Below are 19526 nucleotides of genomic sequence, written 5' to 3' on the forward strand. Positions count from 1 at the left end.
TGTGGTTACAATAGCAGAGAGGATACACCTGTTCCCATTCCGAACACAGAAGTTAAGCTCTCTAGCGCTGATGGTACTTGGTGGGAAACTGCCTGGGAGAGTAGGACGTAGCCACGTAATTTTTTTTATTTTTGTCAAAAAAAACAAAAAAATTACGTATTTCTTTTTTCATTTTGGGAAAACTAAACACAGGAATTATGGATTATCATAAAAATTTAATTCTTAAGGAGTGATATGAATGAAGAAAGTTGCTTTAGTTTTAGCTATAATTGGTGCACTTAACTGGGGAGCAATTGGTATTCTAGGAACAGATTTAATAGGTAGCATTTTCGGTGGAACATATGAAATGATAAGTAGAATAATATACTTTGTTGTGGGTCTAGCTGGATTGTATTTAATACCAAGTTTAATGTCTGATGACAGAGAATAATTCAATTTTTACTTTTTTATATTAAATACCTCATTCTAAATATTTAGAATGAGGTATTTTATTTTATAAAAATATTAATTTGTATCTTTTTTAATGGTAAAATAGATAGGAATCGAAGTTTTCAAACAAGTGGTAACAATAGGGAAAAAGGAGTAATATATGTTTATAATTAATGAACTGAGTGAAATTGTAAATAAAGAAATGATATCTTTTCATATGCCTGGACATAAAAAGGGAAAAATATATGAAAAATTAGGATATATAAATGTATTAGAAAATTTGTATAAAATGGATACAACTGAGATAATAGGGACAGATAATTTACATTCCCCAGAAGGAATTATAAAAGTCTCTCAAGAAAATACTGCAATGGTATTTAAAAGTGATTATACATATTATTTAATCAATGGAAGCAGTTGTGGCATCCAATCTGCAATAATGTCAGTGTGTAATCCTAAAAGTAAAATAATTGTGAATAGAGACTGTCACCAATCTGTTATAAATGGATGTATTTTGGGTGATGTAGATATAGAATATATTCCTTGCGAAATATGCAAAAATACTAATATTTTAAAAGGTGTGAATGTAATAAATGTAATTGATATAATAGATAAAAACTTAGATGCAAAAGCAATATTGCTTACATATCCTACATACTATGGAATGACATATGATTTGGAATATATCTGTAATTACGCACATAGCAAAAATATGGTAGTAATAGTAGATGAAGCACATGGTGCACATTTAGGACTTAGTGAGAAACTTCCTAAAACAGCTCTTGAGCAAGGTGCAGACGTGGTTATACAAAGTACTCATAAAACACTTCCATCTTTTACTCAATCATCAATGATACATGTACAGGAAGATAGAGTTGACTTAGATAAAATTTCAAACATGTTAAGAATTACTGAATCTTCAAGTCCTTCTTACTTATTATTATCTTCACTAGAATTAGCTGTAGATATATATGAAAATAAAGGCAAGGAATTAATGGAAGAGCTTTTAGATAATATCCAAAATTTCAAAAATAATGTTAATAAAAATCTTGAAATATATAGTACAAATGATAAAACAAAAGTGTTCATATCTGCTAAAAATATAGGATTAACAGGATATGAATTAGAAAATATCTTAAGAAAAAAATATAATATACAGGTAGAGTTGTCTAATTATTATGGCGTTCTATTAATCTGTACAATAGGAAATAGTACTCAAGATTTCATTAGTTTAGAAACGGCATTAGATGATATTGTAATAAAAGAATTTAAATCTACAAAGCTAGATAACATAAAATATCCTGTTGATATTCCACAGAAAATATTAACACCTAGAGAAGCATTTTATAAAACTAAAAAAAGTGTTAAAATATATGACAGCATAGGTAAAGTATGTGGAGAATCTATAGTACCATATCCACCAGGGATAAATATAATATCTCCTGGCGAAATAATAAGTAAAGAAATAATAGATTATTTAAAGTTTTGTAGTTCTAAAGGTATGGTTATAAGTGGACTTAAAGATATGACTTTAAATTTTATAGAAATAATAGATTTAGAACATATATAAAGTAGGATTACTATGAAAAATCTATAGAATATTTATATATAAATTTATTTGAATAATATACTAAAATAGGCAAAATGTTTAGATGGAGGATATTAAAATGAGAGGTAAGTTAATAATTATAGAGAGTGGTTCAGATGCGAGTGGAAAGGCAACTCAAACAAAAAAATTATATGAAAGACTAAAAAAAGAAGGCTATATGATTAAGAAGGTAGAATATCCAAATTATGAGTCTCAATCATCTGCTTTGGTAAAAATGTATTTGAGAGGGGATTTTGGTAAAAATGCCTCAGATGTAGACCCATATATAGCATCAACTTTTTTTACAGCGGATAGATATGCATCATTTAAAACCGATTGGGAGGAATTTTATAATAAAGGTGGAATAATTATCGCTGATAGATATACAACCTCTAATATGGTGCACCAAGCTTCTAAAATGGACATTGCTGATAGAGAGGAATATCTTAACTGGCTGGCTGATTATGAATTTAATTTATTTAAAATACCTCAACCTGATTGTGTTGTATTTTTAGATGTTCCTATTGAGTTTAGTGAAAAACTTATGGAGAATAGAAAAAACAAAATTACAGGAGAAAAAGAGAAAGATATTCATGAAAGTGATATAGAGTATTTAAAGAAATCTTATAATAATGCTCTATATATAGCAGATAAATATGATTGGAAAAAAATAAATTGTGTTTCAAATAATAAATTAAGAAGTATTGAAAGTATACATAATGAAGTTTATGAAATAGTTCTTGATTCAATAAAATCTATGGAGAGATAAATATGTATTTTGAAAATATTATAGGACAAGATTTTGCAAAAAAATATTTAATAAATTCTATAAATAAAAATAAACTTAATAATGCGTATATGTTTGAAGGAATAGATGGAATAGGAAAAAAGAAATTTGCTGATGAGCTATCAAAATTGTTACTTGACTATGTAAATCTAGAAAATAGTCCAGACTATGTACTTATAAATCCAGATGGAAATAGTATAAAAATAGCTCAGATTAGAAACTTACAATCAGATATAGTAGTACGACCTCATAAAGACTATAAAATATATATAATAAATAATGCTGAAAAGATGACGGTAGAAGCTCAAAATGCCCTTTTAAAGACATTAGAGGAGCCTCCAAGTTACGCTATAATAATTTTAGTCACAAATAATAAAGAATCATTATTAGAAACGATAAAATCTAGATGTGACATAATAAAGTTTTCGCCTATACCAATAGCAGATTTAAAAACTTATTTAATAAATAAGGGCATAGAAGAAGAAAGAGCCCAAATATTGGCCACTTTTTCAAGAGGTAGTATTGAAAATGCTTTAGGCTTATCTCAGTCGGCTGAGTTTTCAGTAATGAGGGACGATATACAACAATATATCCAAATAATGCTAGATAAAAATATAGTAGAGATTCTAAATATACCAAATAACATGGAGAAATATAGAAATCAGATTATAAGTTTATTGGATATTATGATAAACTATTTTAGAGACATTATTTTATTAAAAGAAAATGTAAATAGAGATATGTTAATAAATATAGATAAGCTAGTTTTTATCCAAAACATGAGTGGAAAAATTAGTTATTCTCAATTATCTAAAATTATTGATATAATAGAAGGTACAAAGACTAAAATTAAAAGTAATTGTAATTTCAATATAAGCATACAAGTTATGTCTTTAAATATATACGAGGTGATTAAATGATAAAAATAGTAGGAATTAGGTTTAAAAGTGCGGGGAAAATATATTATTTTGACCCTGTTGATTTTAATATAGAGCAAGATATGGATGTAGTTGTAGAAACTGCAAGAGGTTTAGAGTATGGTAAAGTAGTGGTTGGGCCAAAAGAAATGGACGAGAGCGAATTAGTTTCTCCTTTAAAGCCAATTATAAGAATAGCTACAGAAGAAGATAAGAAAATATATTTAGAAAATAAGGAAAAAGCAAAAGAGACTTTTGAATTATGTCAACAAAAGATAAAAGAACATGAGTTAACAATGTTTTTAATAGATTGCGAATATACATTTGATAGAAATAAATTGATTTTTTACTTTACAGCAGAAGGTAGAATAGATTTTAGAGAATTAGTAAAAGATTTAGCTGCCATATTTAAGACTAGAATAGAACTTAGACAAATCGGTGTTAGAGATGAGGCAAAGTCTATAGGAGGTCTAGGACCTTGTGGTAGAAAGCTTTGCTGTTCTTCTTGGTTAGGTGATTTTCAACCAGTTTCAATAAAAATGGCAAAAGACCAAAGCTTATCTTTAAATCCAACAAAGATATCTGGTATATGTGGAAGATTATTCTGTTGCTTAAAATATGAACATGATGTATATAGTGAAGCAATAGAAAAAATGCCTGTTGTGGGTGCATTGGTGCAATCAGATGATGGAAAAGGAAAAGTTGTAGAGGTAAATCCTTTGCTAGAACAAATCAAAGTGGAATTCCAAGACAAAACAGTAAAAATATATACAAGAGAAGATATAAAAATACTTAAAGAGCCTAAAAAGTGTGAGGGCTGTGGTGGTAAATGCAAGGGCAATGATGGATTAGATGAAGCTACACTAAAGGAGTTAAAGAAATTAGAAGATTAAATTTAAGGTAGGGCTTCTCCTACCTTTTTTAAAGCAATTAATGCTTAGAGCTACTAATATTTGAGGAGAGTTATATATGGGCATACAATTAAAAGATTCAGAGAGAATCGACGATTTACAATTAAAAGGTCTTAAAATTATACAAGATACTAATGGGTTTTGTTTTGGTATAGACGCTGTTTTATTAGCTAATTTTGCAAAAGTAAAAAAAGATGCTAAAGTTGTTGATTTAGGCACTGGTACAGGAATTATACCAGTTCTAATTGCAGGTAAAAGTGAAGCTAAGAAAATTATTGGTGTAGAAATACAAGATGATGTATATGAAATGGCAACTCGTTCTATAAAACTAAACAATTTGGAAGAAAGAGTTGAGATTATAAATGGAGATATAAAATCAATAGACAAAGTTTTGGAAGTTAATGGATATCATGTAGTTACATCAAATCCTCCATATATGCATATTGATGGTATAAAAAATCCAAATGATAAAAAAGCAATATCAAGGCATGAAGTAAAATGTAATCTAGAGGATGTAATAAAGACCGCATCTAGATTAGTTATGCCTAGAGGTAAATTTTTCATGATACATAGACCAACAAGATTGGTTGATATAATAACTTTAGGGAGAAAATACAGATTAGAGCCAAAAGTTATTCAGTTTGTTCATCCAAGACCTAAAAAAGCACCTAATTTGGTTTTGGTTCAATTTGTAAAAGATGGCAGACCAGAGCTTAAGATATTAGACCCACTATATGTCTATGGAGAAGATGGTAATTATACAGAAGAATTAAAATCAATATATAATAATGAAGATATAGGAGAGTTATAGATGAGTGGAAAATTGTACATATGTCCAACACCAATTGGAAATTTAGAGGATATAACGTATAGGACTTTAAGAATCTTAAAAGAAGTAGATTTAATTGCGGCAGAAGATACAAGACACAGTATAAAGCTTTTAAATCATTTTGAAATCTCAAAACCTTTGACTAGCTATCATGAGCACAATAAAGATTCAAAAGGCGATTATTTAATCAATAAATTAATTGATGGAGAAAACATAGCTTTAATAAGTGACGCAGGTATGCCTGGTATATCTGACCCAGGAGAAGAGATAATAAGACAGTCCATACAAAATAATATAGAGATAGAAGTATTACCAGGAGCAACAGCATTTGTAACAGCGTTGGTTGGCTCTGGTATGGATACACATAAATTTGTTTTTGAAGGTTTTTTGGATAGAGATAAAAAAGTTAGAAGACAACAGCTAGAAGAAATAAAAGAGGAAAGCAGAACTATAATTTTTTATGAATCACCACATAGATTGAAGGATACACTAAAAGATATGCTTAAAATTCTTGGAAATAGAAAAATTTCTGTAAATAGAGAGCTCACAAAAAAATATCAAGAGATAATAAGAGAAGATATAGAAACTGTTATAAAAATATTTGAAGAAAACGAAGTAAGAGGAGAGTTTGTATTAATAGTAGAAGGTTTCTATGGTGAAAAATCAGAAAAAAGAGATTATGATGCTCTTACAGATAGAGAATATGTTTTAAAGTTAATTGAAAGTGGTATGAACAAAAAAGATGCAATAAAAGTAGTTTGTAAAGATAGAAAATTAAAAAAGGATATTGTTTATAAACAAGTTCTGGATTTATAAAACCTGAATCTGAGGTGATTTTATGGAAATAGGAAAAATTATAATAGAGAGTTTAAAAAGGAAAGATACACATAAAACGTTTATAGAGTTGGATAAAAAGAATGAACTAGAAAAAGCAATCCCTAAAGTAAAAGCAATGAAATCTGTAGGAGAATGTAAATATCATGTTGTTAACTGTTTTGAACATTCTATAAATGCATTAAAAGAATTAGAAGTAGTGCTAAATGACAAAGAATTTTTTCCAAATCATTTGAGAGAACATGTGTCAAATTATTTGAATTTATATATTGATGATGAAATAAATAAGTCACAAGCATTAAAGTTAGGAATCTTTTTACATGATATAGGAAAGCCAGATAGTGTAACTTTAGATGAAACAGGTAGAGTTCATTTTACAAATCATGAAAAAATAGGTGCACAAATAGTAAATAATATGGGTACAAATTTAGAGTTATCAATACAGACATATAAACTTATAAGTAAATATGTAAGATATCATATGACACTTTTATCTTTATATAAGAAAAATGATTTGAGTAAAAAAGAGTTAGCTAATGTATTTAATTTAGTAGATGAAGATACTATAGGTATAATATTACTTGGATATGCAGATATAGTATCTACTATAAAATTATTAGGCAAGGATGAAGAAGTAGGTGTATTAAAGACCTATATGGAATATATTCTAACAAATTACTTATATAAGAGTAATTATACAAATGTATAAAGTTAGTTAATATAATTTAAGACTTATACAATTGATTTAAATTTAAAATATACAAACTTTAAAAACCTAAAAGAAGTTGTCTTTAATAGAATTAAAAAAGACAACTTTTTTTACATCAAAACTTAAAATTTTATTAAAAATATTTAATGGTGTATTAGCGAATAAGCCATTAATGTTCAATTTATCTTACAATATTGATTTTGCTTGTATCGGTGTTGATAATATAACAGATGTCTTGGTAGAACCTATTTTCTTTATAGTATCAATCACGTTTTCTAATTCATACATATCTTTTACAATAACTTTTAAAAGTAAGCAATCATCACCTGTTATGTGGTGACATTCTACAATTCTAGGGTCCTTTCCAGCAGACTCAATGAATTCTGTATATCCATTACTTGGAAGAGATATGTGAATAAACGCTTTTATAACTCTACCTAATGAATCTGGATTAACAATTGCTTTATATCCTTCTATAACACCAGATTCTTCTAATCTCTTGACTCTTTCTGAAACTGCAGGAGAAGTTAAACCAACTATTTTTCCTAAGTCCTTCATAGAAATTCTCCCATCATCCTGTAAAATTTCTATGATTCTGTAATCTGTAACATCCATAAATAAACAGTCCCCCTTAAATAAAAATAATTAATGCCTATAAAACTTTTTTAGAATCTATCATTTTTGTTTTTAAATACCAAAGATCTCTAGATAAATCAACCTTGTAAATGTGTGGATTCGAAAGTCTTTTGTATTGTTCCCAGATAGTACTTAATTCATATTGTACATGATTTCTTATTTCAAGAACAGGTTTTTTATTATATTTGCATATTCCTTTTATATACAATGGCTTAAGAAGCTCTTTAACTTTATAATTTGTAAACGTCTTCGTTTTCCATGTATATGTAGGATGGAAGATTTCTAAAGGTTTAGATTCATCTATAACTTCATCATGTAACATAATTAAATCTGCCTCTGCTTTATTGTCCTCGTTATATATTCTTATAACTTTCTTGTAACCAGGATTATTTATTTTTTCTGGATTTTCAGAAATCTTTATCTTAGGTTCAAGAGTTCCTTTTTCACAAGATGCAGCTAATTTGTAAACTCCTCCAAGAGAAGGTGAATCGAAAGATGTAATGAGTTTCGTACCTACTCCCCATGAATTTATAGTAGCTCCTTCTGCCTTAAGTGATGTTATAGTGTATTCATCAAGGTCATTAGATGCAGTTATACTAATATCTGAAAAACCAGCACTATCGAGTTGTTTCTTTGCTTCTTTAGATAGATAAGCTAAATCTCCAGAGTCTAGTCTTATACCCATAGGTTTGTATCCTTTTTCAGAAATATTTTTGAAGACTTTTATTGCGTTAGGTACACCACTATTTAATACATCATAAGTATCCACAAGTAGTAGGCATTTATCTGGATAAACATCAGCATATGCTTGGAATGCTTCAAGCTCAGTATCAAATTTTTGTACCCAACTATGAGCATGTGTACCAATTATAGGAACATCAAACATCTTTCCAGCTAATACGTTTGCAGTTCCAGAACAGCCACCAATTACAGCAGCTCTAGCTCCATATATACCTGCATCTGGACCTTGTGCACGACGTAATCCAAATTCAAGTACAGTATCTCCTTGAGCTGCAAAGCAAACTCTAGATGCTTTCGTAGCAATAAGAGATTGAAAATTGACTATTGTCAACAATGCTGTTTCAATAAGTTGAGCTTGATACAAGGGTGCTTTAACAGTAATCAATGGCTCATTAGGGAACATTATAGTCCCTTCTTCAACAGCATAAATATCTCCTGTAAACTTAAACTCTTTCAAAAATTTTAAAAACTTGTCAGAAAATAAATTTAAGCTTTTTAAGTACTCCAAATCTTCATCTGAAAAATGAAGGTTATCTATGTATTCAACAACCTGATCAATACCACAAACTATAGTATACCCTCCATCACAAGCGTTTTTTCTAAAAAACATATCGAATACAACAATGTCTTCGTGAATATTTTTTTCAAAATAGCCATTTAACATAGTAAGCTGATATAAATCAGTAAGAAGTGTTAGATTTCTCATTATTTCTCTCCTTAATTATTATTAAATATTAAAAATTATAAAAACTCCCACACTTATACTAAAACATAATATAGTACAACTTTCAAGTATAAAGTATTACCTAACTATCATAAAATTATTTAAAGAGGAGGTTGATTATAATAGGAAAAATATGGTTTTACATGGTATCAATAGGAATAATAGGAAGTTTGATTTCTAAAAATATGGGAGAATTAAATAAAGTTATATTGAGTGAAACATCAAAAGGTATAGAATTTGCAATAAGTCTAGCTGGTATTATGGCACTCTGGATGGGTATAATGAATATTGCAAAAGAGTCAGGCTTGATTGAAAAAATAGGTCAGAAATTAAATCCTATAATGAGAAGATTGTTTCCTTCTATTCCAAAAGGTCACAAAGCAATGTCTTATATAGTTATGAATATTGCCTTGAACATGTTGGGTGCTGGTAATGGTGCAACAGCATTTGGCTTAAAAGCAATGAGTGAGCTTCAGACTTTAAATAACAAAAAAGATACAGCTACCAATGATATGATTATGTTTATGGTAATAAACATATCATCTATACAGATAATTCCATTTACTATAATTAAATTAAGAATGGATATGGGAGCTCAAAACCCAAGTGAAATAATTTTTACAACTTTATTTGCAACCATAATATCTACAGCAATAGCAATAATAACATGTAAATTTTTTCAAAGAAGATATAGATAAAGGGGATGTAGATATATGGAAGTATTTTCAAACTTACTTATACCAGTAATAATTTTGTACATAGTAGTTTATGGTAAATATAAAAAAATAGATGTATATGATAGTTTTGTAAAAGGGGCAATTGATGGTTTAAAGGCTGCATGGGATATTTTACCTTATATAATAGGTATATTTTTAGCAATAGGAATATTTAAAACTGGTAAAGGCCTTGATATGTTAGAATGGTTATTTACACCAATAGCAAATATGATGAGTATACCAAAAGAATTAATAGGTTTAATAAGTGTAAAACCTTTATCTGGAAGTGGTGCCTTGGGAATGTATAGCGAACTTGCACATAGAGTTGGAATAGGCAGTTTAGTAGAAAAAATGGGTGCTACAATTGTAGGCTCTTCTGAGACTATTTTTTATACAATGGCAATCTATTATGGGAGTTTAAAGATAAAAAATACTAGACATACATTGTCATGCGCTATGATTAGTCATGTTGCAGGAGTTATAGCAGCAGTTTTTATTTGCTATGTAATATTTGTATAATTTGTTGACAATGTGGGAAAAATTTTATAATATAGTGATTATATAGAAATAAATTGTAATATGAATTATAAGCTATGAAAAGAAGAGTAGATAAGGATTTTTTCTATCAGAGAGCTAGGTTAGGTGAAAGCTAGTGTAAAAAGATTTATTGAAGATGGTCTTGGAGCTTTTTATCTGAGCATATATGCTAGGGTAAAACGGTTGGGCACGTTATAGTCTACTAAGGTATCTATAAAGTTAATTTCTACATTTCATGTGAAACATAATCGTTATAGATGAATTAGGGTGGTACCGTGAATAATCTCGCCCCTATGTTAAATCATAGGAGGCGATTTTTTATTATTTTAAATGAAATATATATAATTATGAACGATAAAAAATTAGGAGGTAAGTAATATGAGCAAACCGAGTTTTTATGTAACAACACCAATATACTATCCAAGTGGAGGATTACACATAGGTCATACTTACTCAACAGTAGCTGCAGATACAATAGCTAGATTTAAACGTTTCTGTGGATATGATGTAAAGTTTTTGACAGGAACAGATGAACATGGTGAAAAAATACAAAAGAAAGCAATAGAACAAGGAATGTCAGAAATAGAATACCTTGATGGAATGATAAAAGATATAAAAGCATTATGGAATACTATGGATATATCTTATGACGATTTTATAAGAACAACAGAAAAAAGACATACAGATATAATACAAAAAATATTTACTAAGTTATATGAACAAGGTGATATATACAAAGGAGAGTATGAAGGTAGATATTGTACTCCTTGTGAGAGTTTCTGGACAGAATCACAGTTATTAGAAGGAAACAAATGTCCTGATTGTGGAAGAGAAACATACTTAGTAAAAGAAGAATCTTATTTCTTTAGATTATCTAAATATGAAGATAGATTAAAAGAGTTATTTAAAGACGATAGTTTCTGTTTCCCAGCTGCTAGAAAAAATGAAATGGTGGCAAATTTCTTAGATAAAGGGCTGGAAGATTTAAGTGTAACAAGAACAACTTTTGACTGGGGAATAAAAGTTCCTTTTGATGAAAAGCATGTAATTTATGTATGGGTAGATGCTTTATGTAACTATATAACAGCATTAGGATATATGACAGATAATGATGAAGAATTTAAAAAATATTGGCCTGCAAATGTTCAAATAGTAGGTAAAGAGATAGTGAGATTCCATACAATAATATGGCCAGCACTTTTAATGGCTTTAGGTTTAGAAGTTCCAAAACAAGTATTTGGTCATGGATGGATATTGTTTGCTGATGATAAAATGAGTAAATCAAAGGGTAATGTTGTTTATCCAGAGCCAATAATAGAAAGATATGGAATAGATACTCTTAAATATTTCTTATTAAGAGAGTTTGCATTTGGTCAAGATGGAAGTTATACTCATAGAAATTTTGTAACAAGAATAAATTATGACCTAGCAAATGATTTAGGAAACTTAGTAAGTAGAACTGTAGCAATGGTTGAAAAATACAACGGTGGTATAATACCAACAGTAAAAACTTCAACTGATTTTGATGCTGATTTAAAAGAGCAAGCTGTATCAACTAGAGAAAATTTTGAGGCTGAAATGGATAAAATGCAATTCCATGAAGCATTAGAGAGTGTATGGAAACTAGTTAGAAGAACTAATAAATATATAGATGAGACTATGCCTTGGGTGCTTGCTAAAGATGAAAGTAAAAAAGATGAATTAGATACAGTTTTATATAATTTATGTGAATCTATAAGAATAATTGCAACACTAATAAATCCTATAATGAATGAAACTGCTAATAAGATATATGCACATATAGGAATACAAGGTCAAGATGATATAACTACATGGGAAAGCACAAAGACATTTGGTCTTATTGGAGAAAACGTAAAAGTGTTTAAAGGCGAACCTTTATTCCCAAGACTAGATGTAGAAAAAGAAATAGAAGAATTAACTAAAATGTTTTCTGGGAAACCTCCAGTAGAAGAAAAACCTTTAGAGCATAAAGAAGAAATTACTATTGATGATTTGGATAAAATAGAGCTTAGAGTAGGAAAAATAATAAGTTGTGAAAAGCATCCAAAAGCAAATAAATTATTAGTATCACAAGTTAAGATTGGACCAGAAACAAGACAAATAGTGTCTGGAATAGCTGAATACTATAAACCAGAAGATTTAGTTGGTAAAGAGGTTACAGTGGTATGTAACTTAAAACCAGTTAAGTTAAGAGGTGTAGAATCTCAAGGGATGATATTAGCAGCAGGAGATGATGGTGACCCTTATGTTCTACCATTTACACAAGGTGCCAAGGATGGATGCGAGGTTCGCTAATAGGCAATTAAACAGTAAGGAGATAAAAAATGTTATTTGACTCACATGCACATTTAAATGATGAAAGTTTTGATGAAGATAGAGATGAACTTATTGGTTCATTAAAAGAAAAAGGTGTAGATTTGGTTGTAAATCCAGGAGCAGATATAGAAACTTCTATAACAGCAATTGAACTATCAAAAAAATATGACTTTATATATTCGGCAGTTGGGGTACATCCACATGATGTATCAAAACTAGATGATACATCAATAGACACTCTAAGAAGACTTGCAACTGAAAATGAAAAGGTTGTGGCTATAGGAGAGATTGGGTTAGATTATTATTATGATTATTCTCCAAGAGAAGAGCAAAAAGAGTGGTTTAAGAAACAAATTGAACTAGCTAATGAGTTAAAGCTTCCAATAATAATACATGATAGAGATGCACATGCGGATACTTTTGAGATAATAAAAAACACTAAGAGTCCTGAAATAGGTTGTGTGCTTCATTGTTATAGTGGTAATGTGGAATTAGCTAGAGAATATGTTAAAATGGGATGCTATATATCAATTCCAGGAACAGTTACTTTTAAAAATAATAAAAAAACTAGAGAAGTTGTAAGAGAGATACCTCTAGAAAGACTGTTTATAGAAACTGATTCACCATATATGTCACCAGAACCACATAGAGGAAAGAGAAATAATCCTTCTCAAGTAGCTTTTGTTGCAGATAAAATAGCTCAAGAAAAAGGAATATCTTATGAGGAAGTGTGTAAAATTACTAAAGAAAATGCGAAGAAGTTCTTTAATATAAAATAAGTAAATTAAAAATAAAATTTACAATTATACAAAAATAATAGTTATAAATATAGAAAAAGCATACCATTCAGTTTGAATGGTACGCTTTTTTTATTTGTAATATTATAATTTTTTATTAGTTTTACAACATACTTCTTAACATTGTTAAAAAAGAATTTACAAGATATTCACTAGAATTAACTCAAACATAATATCCATTTAACTTAGATTGTATATTATATTCTTAGAAATAAGTAAATAAAGGAAAGATTAAGGAGGCAAAATTTTGCATACAGTTGATAGTACTAAGATATTGATAAATATGAACTATGAGAAATTAGAGCAAATATATTTAATGATAAAAAATACATCAAGCATTTCTATAATTAAAGCCCCTAGCTTAGCTACAGTGATGGTGAGAGCCAACGAAAGTGTAAAAAATACTACATTTAATTTAGGAGAAATACTAGTTACAGAGTGTAGTGTTAAGGTAGATGAAAGCTTAGGTTATGGTATAGTTGCAGAAAATAATGAAAAAAAAGTTATTTGCTTGGCAACTATAGATGCAGTTTTACATAGCAATAATAATAAATTTGATGAATTAAAGAACTACATAAATAAAAGTATCTGTGAAGAAAGTTTAAGATATGAGCAAGAACTTATTAATGAATTTAGTTTAATTAATAAAACAAAAGTCCAATTCAATACTATGGATTAAGTAGGAGGAGAATCATGGTAAGTTACACGCAAGAAATATATAGAAAGTTGCTAGATAGTGCTTCATTTCCTGGGAAATTAAATAACATCAATAATATAAATATAGAAAATAATACAAAATTATCAAATGGAGCAATTGGTATAGCAATTACTTTATTAGACCAAGAAGTTACCTTCTATATAGAAAACTGTACTAAAGAAGATATAAAAAATATAAGAGCGCTGACAATGTCAAACCAAGTAAATTACAATAAATCAGATTATCTGTTTTTAGATATTAATTCAGAATTAGATATACTACAAATTAAAATAGGTTCTTTTGAATATCCTGATGAAAGTACAACTATAATACACCAAGTAAATGAACTATCAACAGATTATAAATATAAATTCATAAGACTTTATTTAAGTGGTCCTGGTATAAAATCTAAAAAGAATTTATATATAGATGGAGTTAAACAAGAATTCTTAGAAAGATTACTTATGATAAATAAAGACTATCCGACAGGGGCAGATTTGATTTTAATAGATAACAAAGGAGAACTTGCATTTATACCAAGGTCATCAAAATTAAGTTGGGAGGTATTATAATAATGGCTTATGTGGCAGTTAAAGGTGGAGAAGAAGCTATATTACAGGCTAAAAATATACTTGAATTTTATAGAATAAAAGGAGAAAGCCTACCAATAGATGTAAAACAAATTAAAGAGCAAATGTCTTATGCTGTGGACAAAGTGATTTCTGAAGGAAGTCTATACAATAAGGAATTATCTGCATTAGCTATAAAACAGGCTCAAGGTGATATATTAGAAGCATCTTTCTATATAAGAGCATTAAGGTCAACAATGCCTAGAGTAACCTATTCAGAACCTATAAATACAGAAGAAATGAGAATAGGTAGAAGAATATCAGCTACATTTAAAGATATACCAGGAGGGCAGTATCTTGGAGCAACTAGAGATTATGAAAATAGAATACTAAATGTAGAGTTGCTTAAAGAAGATGAAGAAAAAAATAGAGATTTTAAAGCTAACTATATAAATGACTTAGAAAAAGTGAATGAAATACCTAAATTCACAAAAGTATCTAATATATTTAGAAAAGAGAATTTGTTGGAAGAGGATACTTATGAAGATAAATTAGAAGAAGTAATAGATGATATTACAAGAAACAGCCTAAGATTTCCAGTTTCTAGGTCAGCTAAATTGCAGGCACTTACTAGAGGTGAAAGTGGAGCCGTATCAGGGTTTGCTTATTCTATTGTAAGAGGTTTTGGTGATGAACATCCATATATAAGTGAACTTAGGACAGGAGATGTATATATAAAAATAAAACATCCTATTTATGAAGATGAGCAAATAACAATCGGAGAAATGTTAGTTACTGAGTGTGAAATAGTATCAAAAGCATCACAAAGTAAGTCTGAAAATTCTAAAAATAAATCGGGAGATATAAATAAAATGTCTTTAGGATATGGTCTTTGTATGGGAAATAATGAAAATAAGGCTATATCTATGGCTATACTAGATAAATCTTTGGAACCAAATAGTGAAAAATTAGCCCAAGATGAAGAATTTGTATTACTTCATATAGATGGTATAGATTCATTAGGGTTTATATCTCACTTTAAGCTTCCTCACTATGTAGATTTTAAAGCAGATGTAGAAAGAATAAAATAGGATATGGAGGGAAATTAAGTGATATATAACTATGGTTTTTTAGATGAAAATACAAAAAAAGAAATCCGAAGAAAAATACTAAAAGCAGTTTCAATACCTGGTTATCAAGTACCTTTTGGTTCAAGAGAATTACCTATTGCTAAGGGATGGGGGACTGGAGGACTACAACTAACCCTATCATTGCTTGGTGAAAGTGATGTAGTAAAAGTGATTGACCAAGGAAGTGATGATTCTACAAATGCTTGTAATATAAGAAATTTTATTTCAAGTGTAAGTAATGTAGAAACTACAAAAGATACATTAAAATCTACATTGATTCAAACAAGACATAGAATACCAGAAGAAAAATTAATGTCTAATCAAATACTGATATTTCAAGTGCCAATACCAGAGACACTTAGAATAGTAGAGCCTAGTGAAGTAGAGACAAGAAGAATGCATTCAGAAGAAGATTATAGTAGGATGTGGGTATATCTGTATGAAGATATAGTTAAATTTGATGATATATCAATAGCAGCAGAGTATCCATGTAAAGTAAATGATAGATATTTAATGAATCCATCGCCAATACCAAGATTTGATATAAAGAAATTAAACATGTCAGATAACTTATTTTTATTTGGTGCAGGTAGAGAAAAGAGAATATACGCTATACCTCCATACACAAAGGTAGAACCTTTAGAATTTGATGACTATAAATTTGAAGAGGAAAAATTTGAAGGAAAACATTGTAGTTTATGTAAAAGTTCAAATACATTTCTAGATGAAGTATATGATGGTGATACTAATGAAAAGTACTATAGCTGTTCTGATACAAGTTATTGTGAAAAAGTTAGGTTAAGAAATGATGGCGTAGATGTGGCAATTGGAGGTGCTTGGAATGAGTAGTGCAAAACTAGGCGAAGACAAAAAAATAGAAAATATAGATAAACAAGTGTTAATAGGAAAAAATATTAATCTTATTTATGGAGATGGATGTGAAAATTGTTTTGAGAGTACAGGATATGAAAGTAATAATATATGTAAATATTGTGGTTCTATAGTTGCATGTAATAATGTAAATCTTGAACTTTATGAAGGAGAAGTTCTTGGTATTGTTGGAGAATCTGGTTCAGGAAAAAGTACATTGTTAAAGATTTTGTTTTTTCAAGAGAATGCAAATAGTGGAGAAGTGTACATGTCAAATTATGACAAGTGTACAAATATATTAGAACTCTCAGACCAAAAAAAGAGGTACATAAAGAATCATTTTATGGGTATTGTATATCAAAATCCCCACCTTGGTTTAAATTTGAATTTTAGTAGTGGTGGGAATATAGCAGAGAAATTATTAATGGCTAATATATATAATGTTGAGAAAATAAGAGATAGGGCTAAAGAGCTTCTAGTAAAGACTAATATACCTGTAGAAAGAATAGACCACAAACCGAAATATTTTAGTGGGGGAATGCAACAAAGAGTTCAAATAGCAAAAGCACTTTCTAATAATCCTCCAATACTTTTATTAGACGAAGTTACAACAGGACTGGATGTTTCTGTACAAGCTGAGGTATTAGATTTAATAAGGGAAATACAAAGAGAGCTTAAAATCTCTATGATAGTAGTATCTCATGACTTTGATGTTATAAAAATGCTTGCTGATAGGACAATTGTTATGAAAAATGGAAGTGTAATCGAATCTGGTTTAACAGACCAAATAATGGAAGACCCACAGCATCCATATACTCAGCAACTTATAAATTCACTACTATAAATAATATTTGTAAATAAGTAAAATGGGGGTTTTAAATAAAATGGAAGAAATTATACTTGAAGTAAATAATTTTAGCAAAGATTTTGAATTACATGCATTAAATAAAACTATAAAAGCGTGTAGTGAAATAAATTTTACAATTTCCAAAGGTGAATTTTTAGGAATAATAGGAAAATCTGGAGCGGGAAAGTCTACTATATTAAAAAGTATTTATAAAACATATATCCCAACGACTGGAGAAATAATATTTAACTCAGAAATATATGGAAAGATAGATTTATCTACAATTGGTGACAGAGAAATGATAAATCTTAGAAAAAAGGAAATAGGATATGTATCACAGTTTTTAAAAACACTTCCACGAATAACGGCTATTGAGCTAGTAGTACATTCTTTAATTGAGAGTGGATTTGAAAAAGATTGTGCATATGATATGGCAAAAGATATACTAACTCAGTTTGAAATAAAGGAAAACTTGTGGGATGCTTATCCGAATAATTTTTCTGGCGGAGAAAAATTAAGATTAAATCTAGCACAAGCTATGGTCAAAAAACCTAGGCTTTTGTTACTTGATGAACCAACTGCATCACTTGATAATCAATCTAAAATATACGTAAAAGAAAAAATGTTGGAACTTAAAAATCAAGGAACTACAATGATAGGGATATTTCATGATATAGAATTTATGGAGACCGTTATAGATAAAACATTTACTATGACAAAAGGCACTATAAGTGAAAGTGGGGTAGCTTAGATGGTAAAATTAATTCATAATGCAAATATTGTATTGGAAGATAAAATATTAGAAAATGGCCATTTAATTATAGCAGGAGATACAATAAAGAAAGTCTCAAATGATAAGATTGATTATTTACTAGATTTCAATGAGATAGATGAAATAATAGATGCAAAAAACTTATATGTTATACCTGGTATCATAGATATTCATAGTGATGCTATTGAAAAGGAAATAGAGCCAAGACCAAGTACATTATTACCATTTAATATGGCATTTTATGAACTAGATAAAAAACTACCTGCAAATGGAATAACAACAGTTTATCATTCTATATCTTTGGGTGATGGAGTAGGAGTTAGAAGTATTGATAATTCTTTGGAAATGATTGAAAATATCGATTCGTACAAAAATATAAATAGTAAGAATATAAATCATAAAGTTCACTTAAGGTATGAAGTGTTATACCATGAAGGTTTAGAGAAGGTGTCAGAGTTGTTAGAAGAAGATAAAATAGACTATTTATCTATAATGGACCATTCTCCAGGACAAGGTCAGTATACAAATCCAAAGTTCTATAGAGAGTATGCTACTAAGGTATGGGGAGTAACAGAAAATTATGTAGATACATGGTTAGATGACTTAGTAGATTTACATGATAATTTAGATTGGAATAAAATAGCCAGTGTTATAGGAGTGGCAAAAACTAAAAATATAAATGTTGCATCACATGATGATGATACGTTAGAAAAAATGAATTTTATAAAAAATATAGGAGTTAATGTATCTGAATTTCCTATAACTCTTGAAGTTGCAAAATATTCAAAGAAATTGGGTGTTTTAACTTGTCTAGGTGCCCCAAATATTGTAAGAGGGAAATCTCATAATAACAACTTAAAGGCAATGGATGCTATATTGGAAGACTGTTGTGATATTGTTTGTTCAGACTATCTTCCATCAGCAATGATAAAGTCCATGTGCATAGTTGCACAAGAAACTAACAATCTAAATAAAGCAGTTAACCTATTTACTTCAAATCCAGCTAAAGCAGTTGGTATATATGGTGAAAGAGGTAGCATAAAAGAAAATAAAAAAGCGGATTTAGTTTTATTGGATATTGATAGTGAGTATCCAAGAGTTGTAAATACTATTGTAAATGGAAAAACAGTTTATAAAAGGGAGGTATAA

The 19526-nt window shown here is 29.0% G+C and carries 21 protein-coding genes, 1 rRNA gene and 1 other annotated feature; of the genes, 20 read left to right on the forward strand and 2 right to left on the reverse strand.

What is annotated here, in order from left to right; genetic code table 11:
* The 9 genes from rrf (at position 1) to IC175_RS16670 (ending at position 7004) form a co-directional block, all read left to right on the forward strand.
* A 5S ribosomal RNA gene (gene rrf / locus IC175_RS16630) occupies positions 1-117 on the forward strand.
* Between the two features lie 121 nt (positions 118-238).
* Complete coding sequence (locus tag IC175_RS16635) at positions 239-430, forward strand: DUF378 domain-containing protein (protein ID WP_227436395.1); 192 nt, start codon at positions 239-241, stop codon at positions 428-430.
* Between the two features lie 159 nt (positions 431-589).
* Complete coding sequence (locus IC175_RS16640) at positions 590-1999, forward strand: aminotransferase class I/II-fold pyridoxal phosphate-dependent enzyme (RefSeq protein WP_227851744.1); 1410 nt, start codon at positions 590-592, stop codon at positions 1997-1999.
* Positions 2000-2096: 97 nt separating this feature from the next.
* Complete coding sequence (locus IC175_RS16645) at positions 2097-2786, forward strand: dTMP kinase (RefSeq protein WP_227436391.1); 690 nt, start codon at positions 2097-2099, stop codon at positions 2784-2786.
* Between the two features lie 2 nt (positions 2787-2788).
* Positions 2789-3724, forward strand: a complete 936-nt coding sequence (locus IC175_RS16650; RefSeq protein ID WP_227851745.1) for a DNA polymerase III subunit delta' C-terminal domain-containing protein — start codon at positions 2789-2791, stop codon at positions 3722-3724.
* The gene (locus IC175_RS16655) at positions 3721-4614 is read left to right on the forward strand and encodes a stage 0 sporulation family protein (RefSeq protein WP_227436386.1); all 894 of its coding nucleotides are present in this window, start codon (positions 3721-3723) and stop codon (positions 4612-4614) included. The genes IC175_RS16650 and IC175_RS16655 overlap by 4 nt, the downstream gene beginning before the upstream one ends.
* A gap of 76 nt (positions 4615-4690) precedes the next feature.
* Positions 4691-5443 carry a tRNA1(Val) (adenine(37)-N6)-methyltransferase gene (locus IC175_RS16660; RefSeq protein WP_227436384.1) on the forward strand — a complete coding sequence of 251 codons (753 nt, stop codon included), beginning with the start codon at positions 4691-4693 and terminating at the stop codon, positions 5441-5443.
* Entirely contained in the window at positions 5444-6277 is an 834-nt protein-coding gene (rsmI, locus tag IC175_RS16665; RefSeq protein WP_227436381.1) for a 16S rRNA (cytidine(1402)-2'-O)-methyltransferase, read from the forward strand. It begins immediately after the preceding gene.
* A 22-nt stretch (positions 6278-6299) separates the two neighbouring features.
* Positions 6300-7004: an HDIG domain-containing metalloprotein gene (locus tag IC175_RS16670; RefSeq protein ID WP_227436379.1), complete on the forward strand. Its 705-nt coding sequence runs from the start codon at positions 6300-6302 to the stop codon at positions 7002-7004.
* A gap of 186 nt (positions 7005-7190) precedes the next feature.
* Here the strand turns inward: IC175_RS16670 and IC175_RS16675 are convergent, their stop codons facing one another.
* Both IC175_RS16675 and IC175_RS16680 read right to left on the reverse strand, forming a co-directional pair.
* A complete protein-coding gene (locus IC175_RS16675; RefSeq protein WP_021386461.1) occupies positions 7191-7619 on the reverse strand; it encodes an Lrp/AsnC family transcriptional regulator in 429 nt (142 codons plus the stop codon).
* Between the two features lie 37 nt (positions 7620-7656).
* Positions 7657-9087, reverse strand: coding sequence for a nicotinate phosphoribosyltransferase (locus IC175_RS16680; RefSeq protein ID WP_227436377.1), 1431 nt, complete (start codon positions 9085-9087; stop codon positions 7657-7659).
* 131 nt (positions 9088-9218) lie between these two features.
* Here IC175_RS16680 and IC175_RS16685 point away from each other — a divergent pair, with 131 nt between their 5' ends.
* From IC175_RS16685 to IC175_RS16735, 11 genes are all read left to right on the forward strand, one after another.
* Entirely contained in the window at positions 9219-9803 is a 585-nt protein-coding gene (locus IC175_RS16685; protein WP_227436375.1) for a nucleoside recognition domain-containing protein, read from the forward strand.
* Between the two features lie 15 nt (positions 9804-9818).
* Positions 9819-10340, forward strand: a complete 522-nt coding sequence (locus IC175_RS16690) for a spore maturation protein (protein WP_227436373.1) — start codon at positions 9819-9821, stop codon at positions 10338-10340.
* A 65-nt stretch (positions 10341-10405) separates the two neighbouring features.
* Positions 10406-10654, forward strand: a binding site (T-box leader).
* A gap of 82 nt (positions 10655-10736) precedes the next feature.
* Positions 10737-12674, forward strand: coding sequence for a methionine--tRNA ligase (gene metG / locus IC175_RS16695; RefSeq protein WP_227436371.1), 1938 nt, complete (start codon positions 10737-10739; stop codon positions 12672-12674).
* Between the two features lie 29 nt (positions 12675-12703).
* Entirely contained in the window at positions 12704-13474 is a 771-nt protein-coding gene (locus tag IC175_RS16700) for a TatD family hydrolase (protein WP_227851746.1), read from the forward strand.
* Between the two features lie 265 nt (positions 13475-13739).
* Positions 13740-14171: a phosphonate C-P lyase system protein PhnG gene (gene phnG / locus IC175_RS16705; RefSeq protein WP_227436367.1), complete on the forward strand. Its 432-nt coding sequence runs from the start codon at positions 13740-13742 to the stop codon at positions 14169-14171.
* A 14-nt stretch (positions 14172-14185) separates the two neighbouring features.
* Positions 14186-14761: a phosphonate C-P lyase system protein PhnH gene (gene phnH, locus IC175_RS16710; RefSeq protein ID WP_227851747.1), complete on the forward strand. Its 576-nt coding sequence runs from the start codon at positions 14186-14188 to the stop codon at positions 14759-14761.
* A 2-nt stretch (positions 14762-14763) separates the two neighbouring features.
* Complete coding sequence (locus IC175_RS16715) at positions 14764-15849, forward strand: carbon-phosphorus lyase complex subunit PhnI (protein WP_227436363.1); 1086 nt, start codon at positions 14764-14766, stop codon at positions 15847-15849.
* 18 nt (positions 15850-15867) lie between these two features.
* Entirely contained in the window at positions 15868-16737 is an 870-nt protein-coding gene (locus IC175_RS16720) for an alpha-D-ribose 1-methylphosphonate 5-phosphate C-P-lyase PhnJ (RefSeq protein WP_227436361.1), read from the forward strand.
* A complete protein-coding gene (locus tag IC175_RS16725; RefSeq protein WP_227436360.1) occupies positions 16730-17602 on the forward strand; it encodes an ATP-binding cassette domain-containing protein in 873 nt (290 codons plus the stop codon). The genes IC175_RS16720 and IC175_RS16725 overlap by 8 nt, the downstream gene beginning before the upstream one ends.
* Before the next feature lie 40 nt (positions 17603-17642).
* Complete coding sequence (locus tag IC175_RS16730) at positions 17643-18356, forward strand: phosphonate C-P lyase system protein PhnL (protein ID WP_227436358.1); 714 nt, start codon at positions 17643-17645, stop codon at positions 18354-18356.
* On the forward strand, positions 18357-19526 hold the full coding sequence (locus IC175_RS16735) for an alpha-D-ribose 1-methylphosphonate 5-triphosphate diphosphatase (protein ID WP_227851748.1): 1170 nt from the start codon (positions 18357-18359) through the stop codon (positions 19524-19526).

It is taken from the genome of Clostridioides sp. ES-S-0123-01, from assembly GCF_020658415.1.
GTDB lineage: Bacteria > Bacillota > Clostridia > Peptostreptococcales > Peptostreptococcaceae > Clostridioides.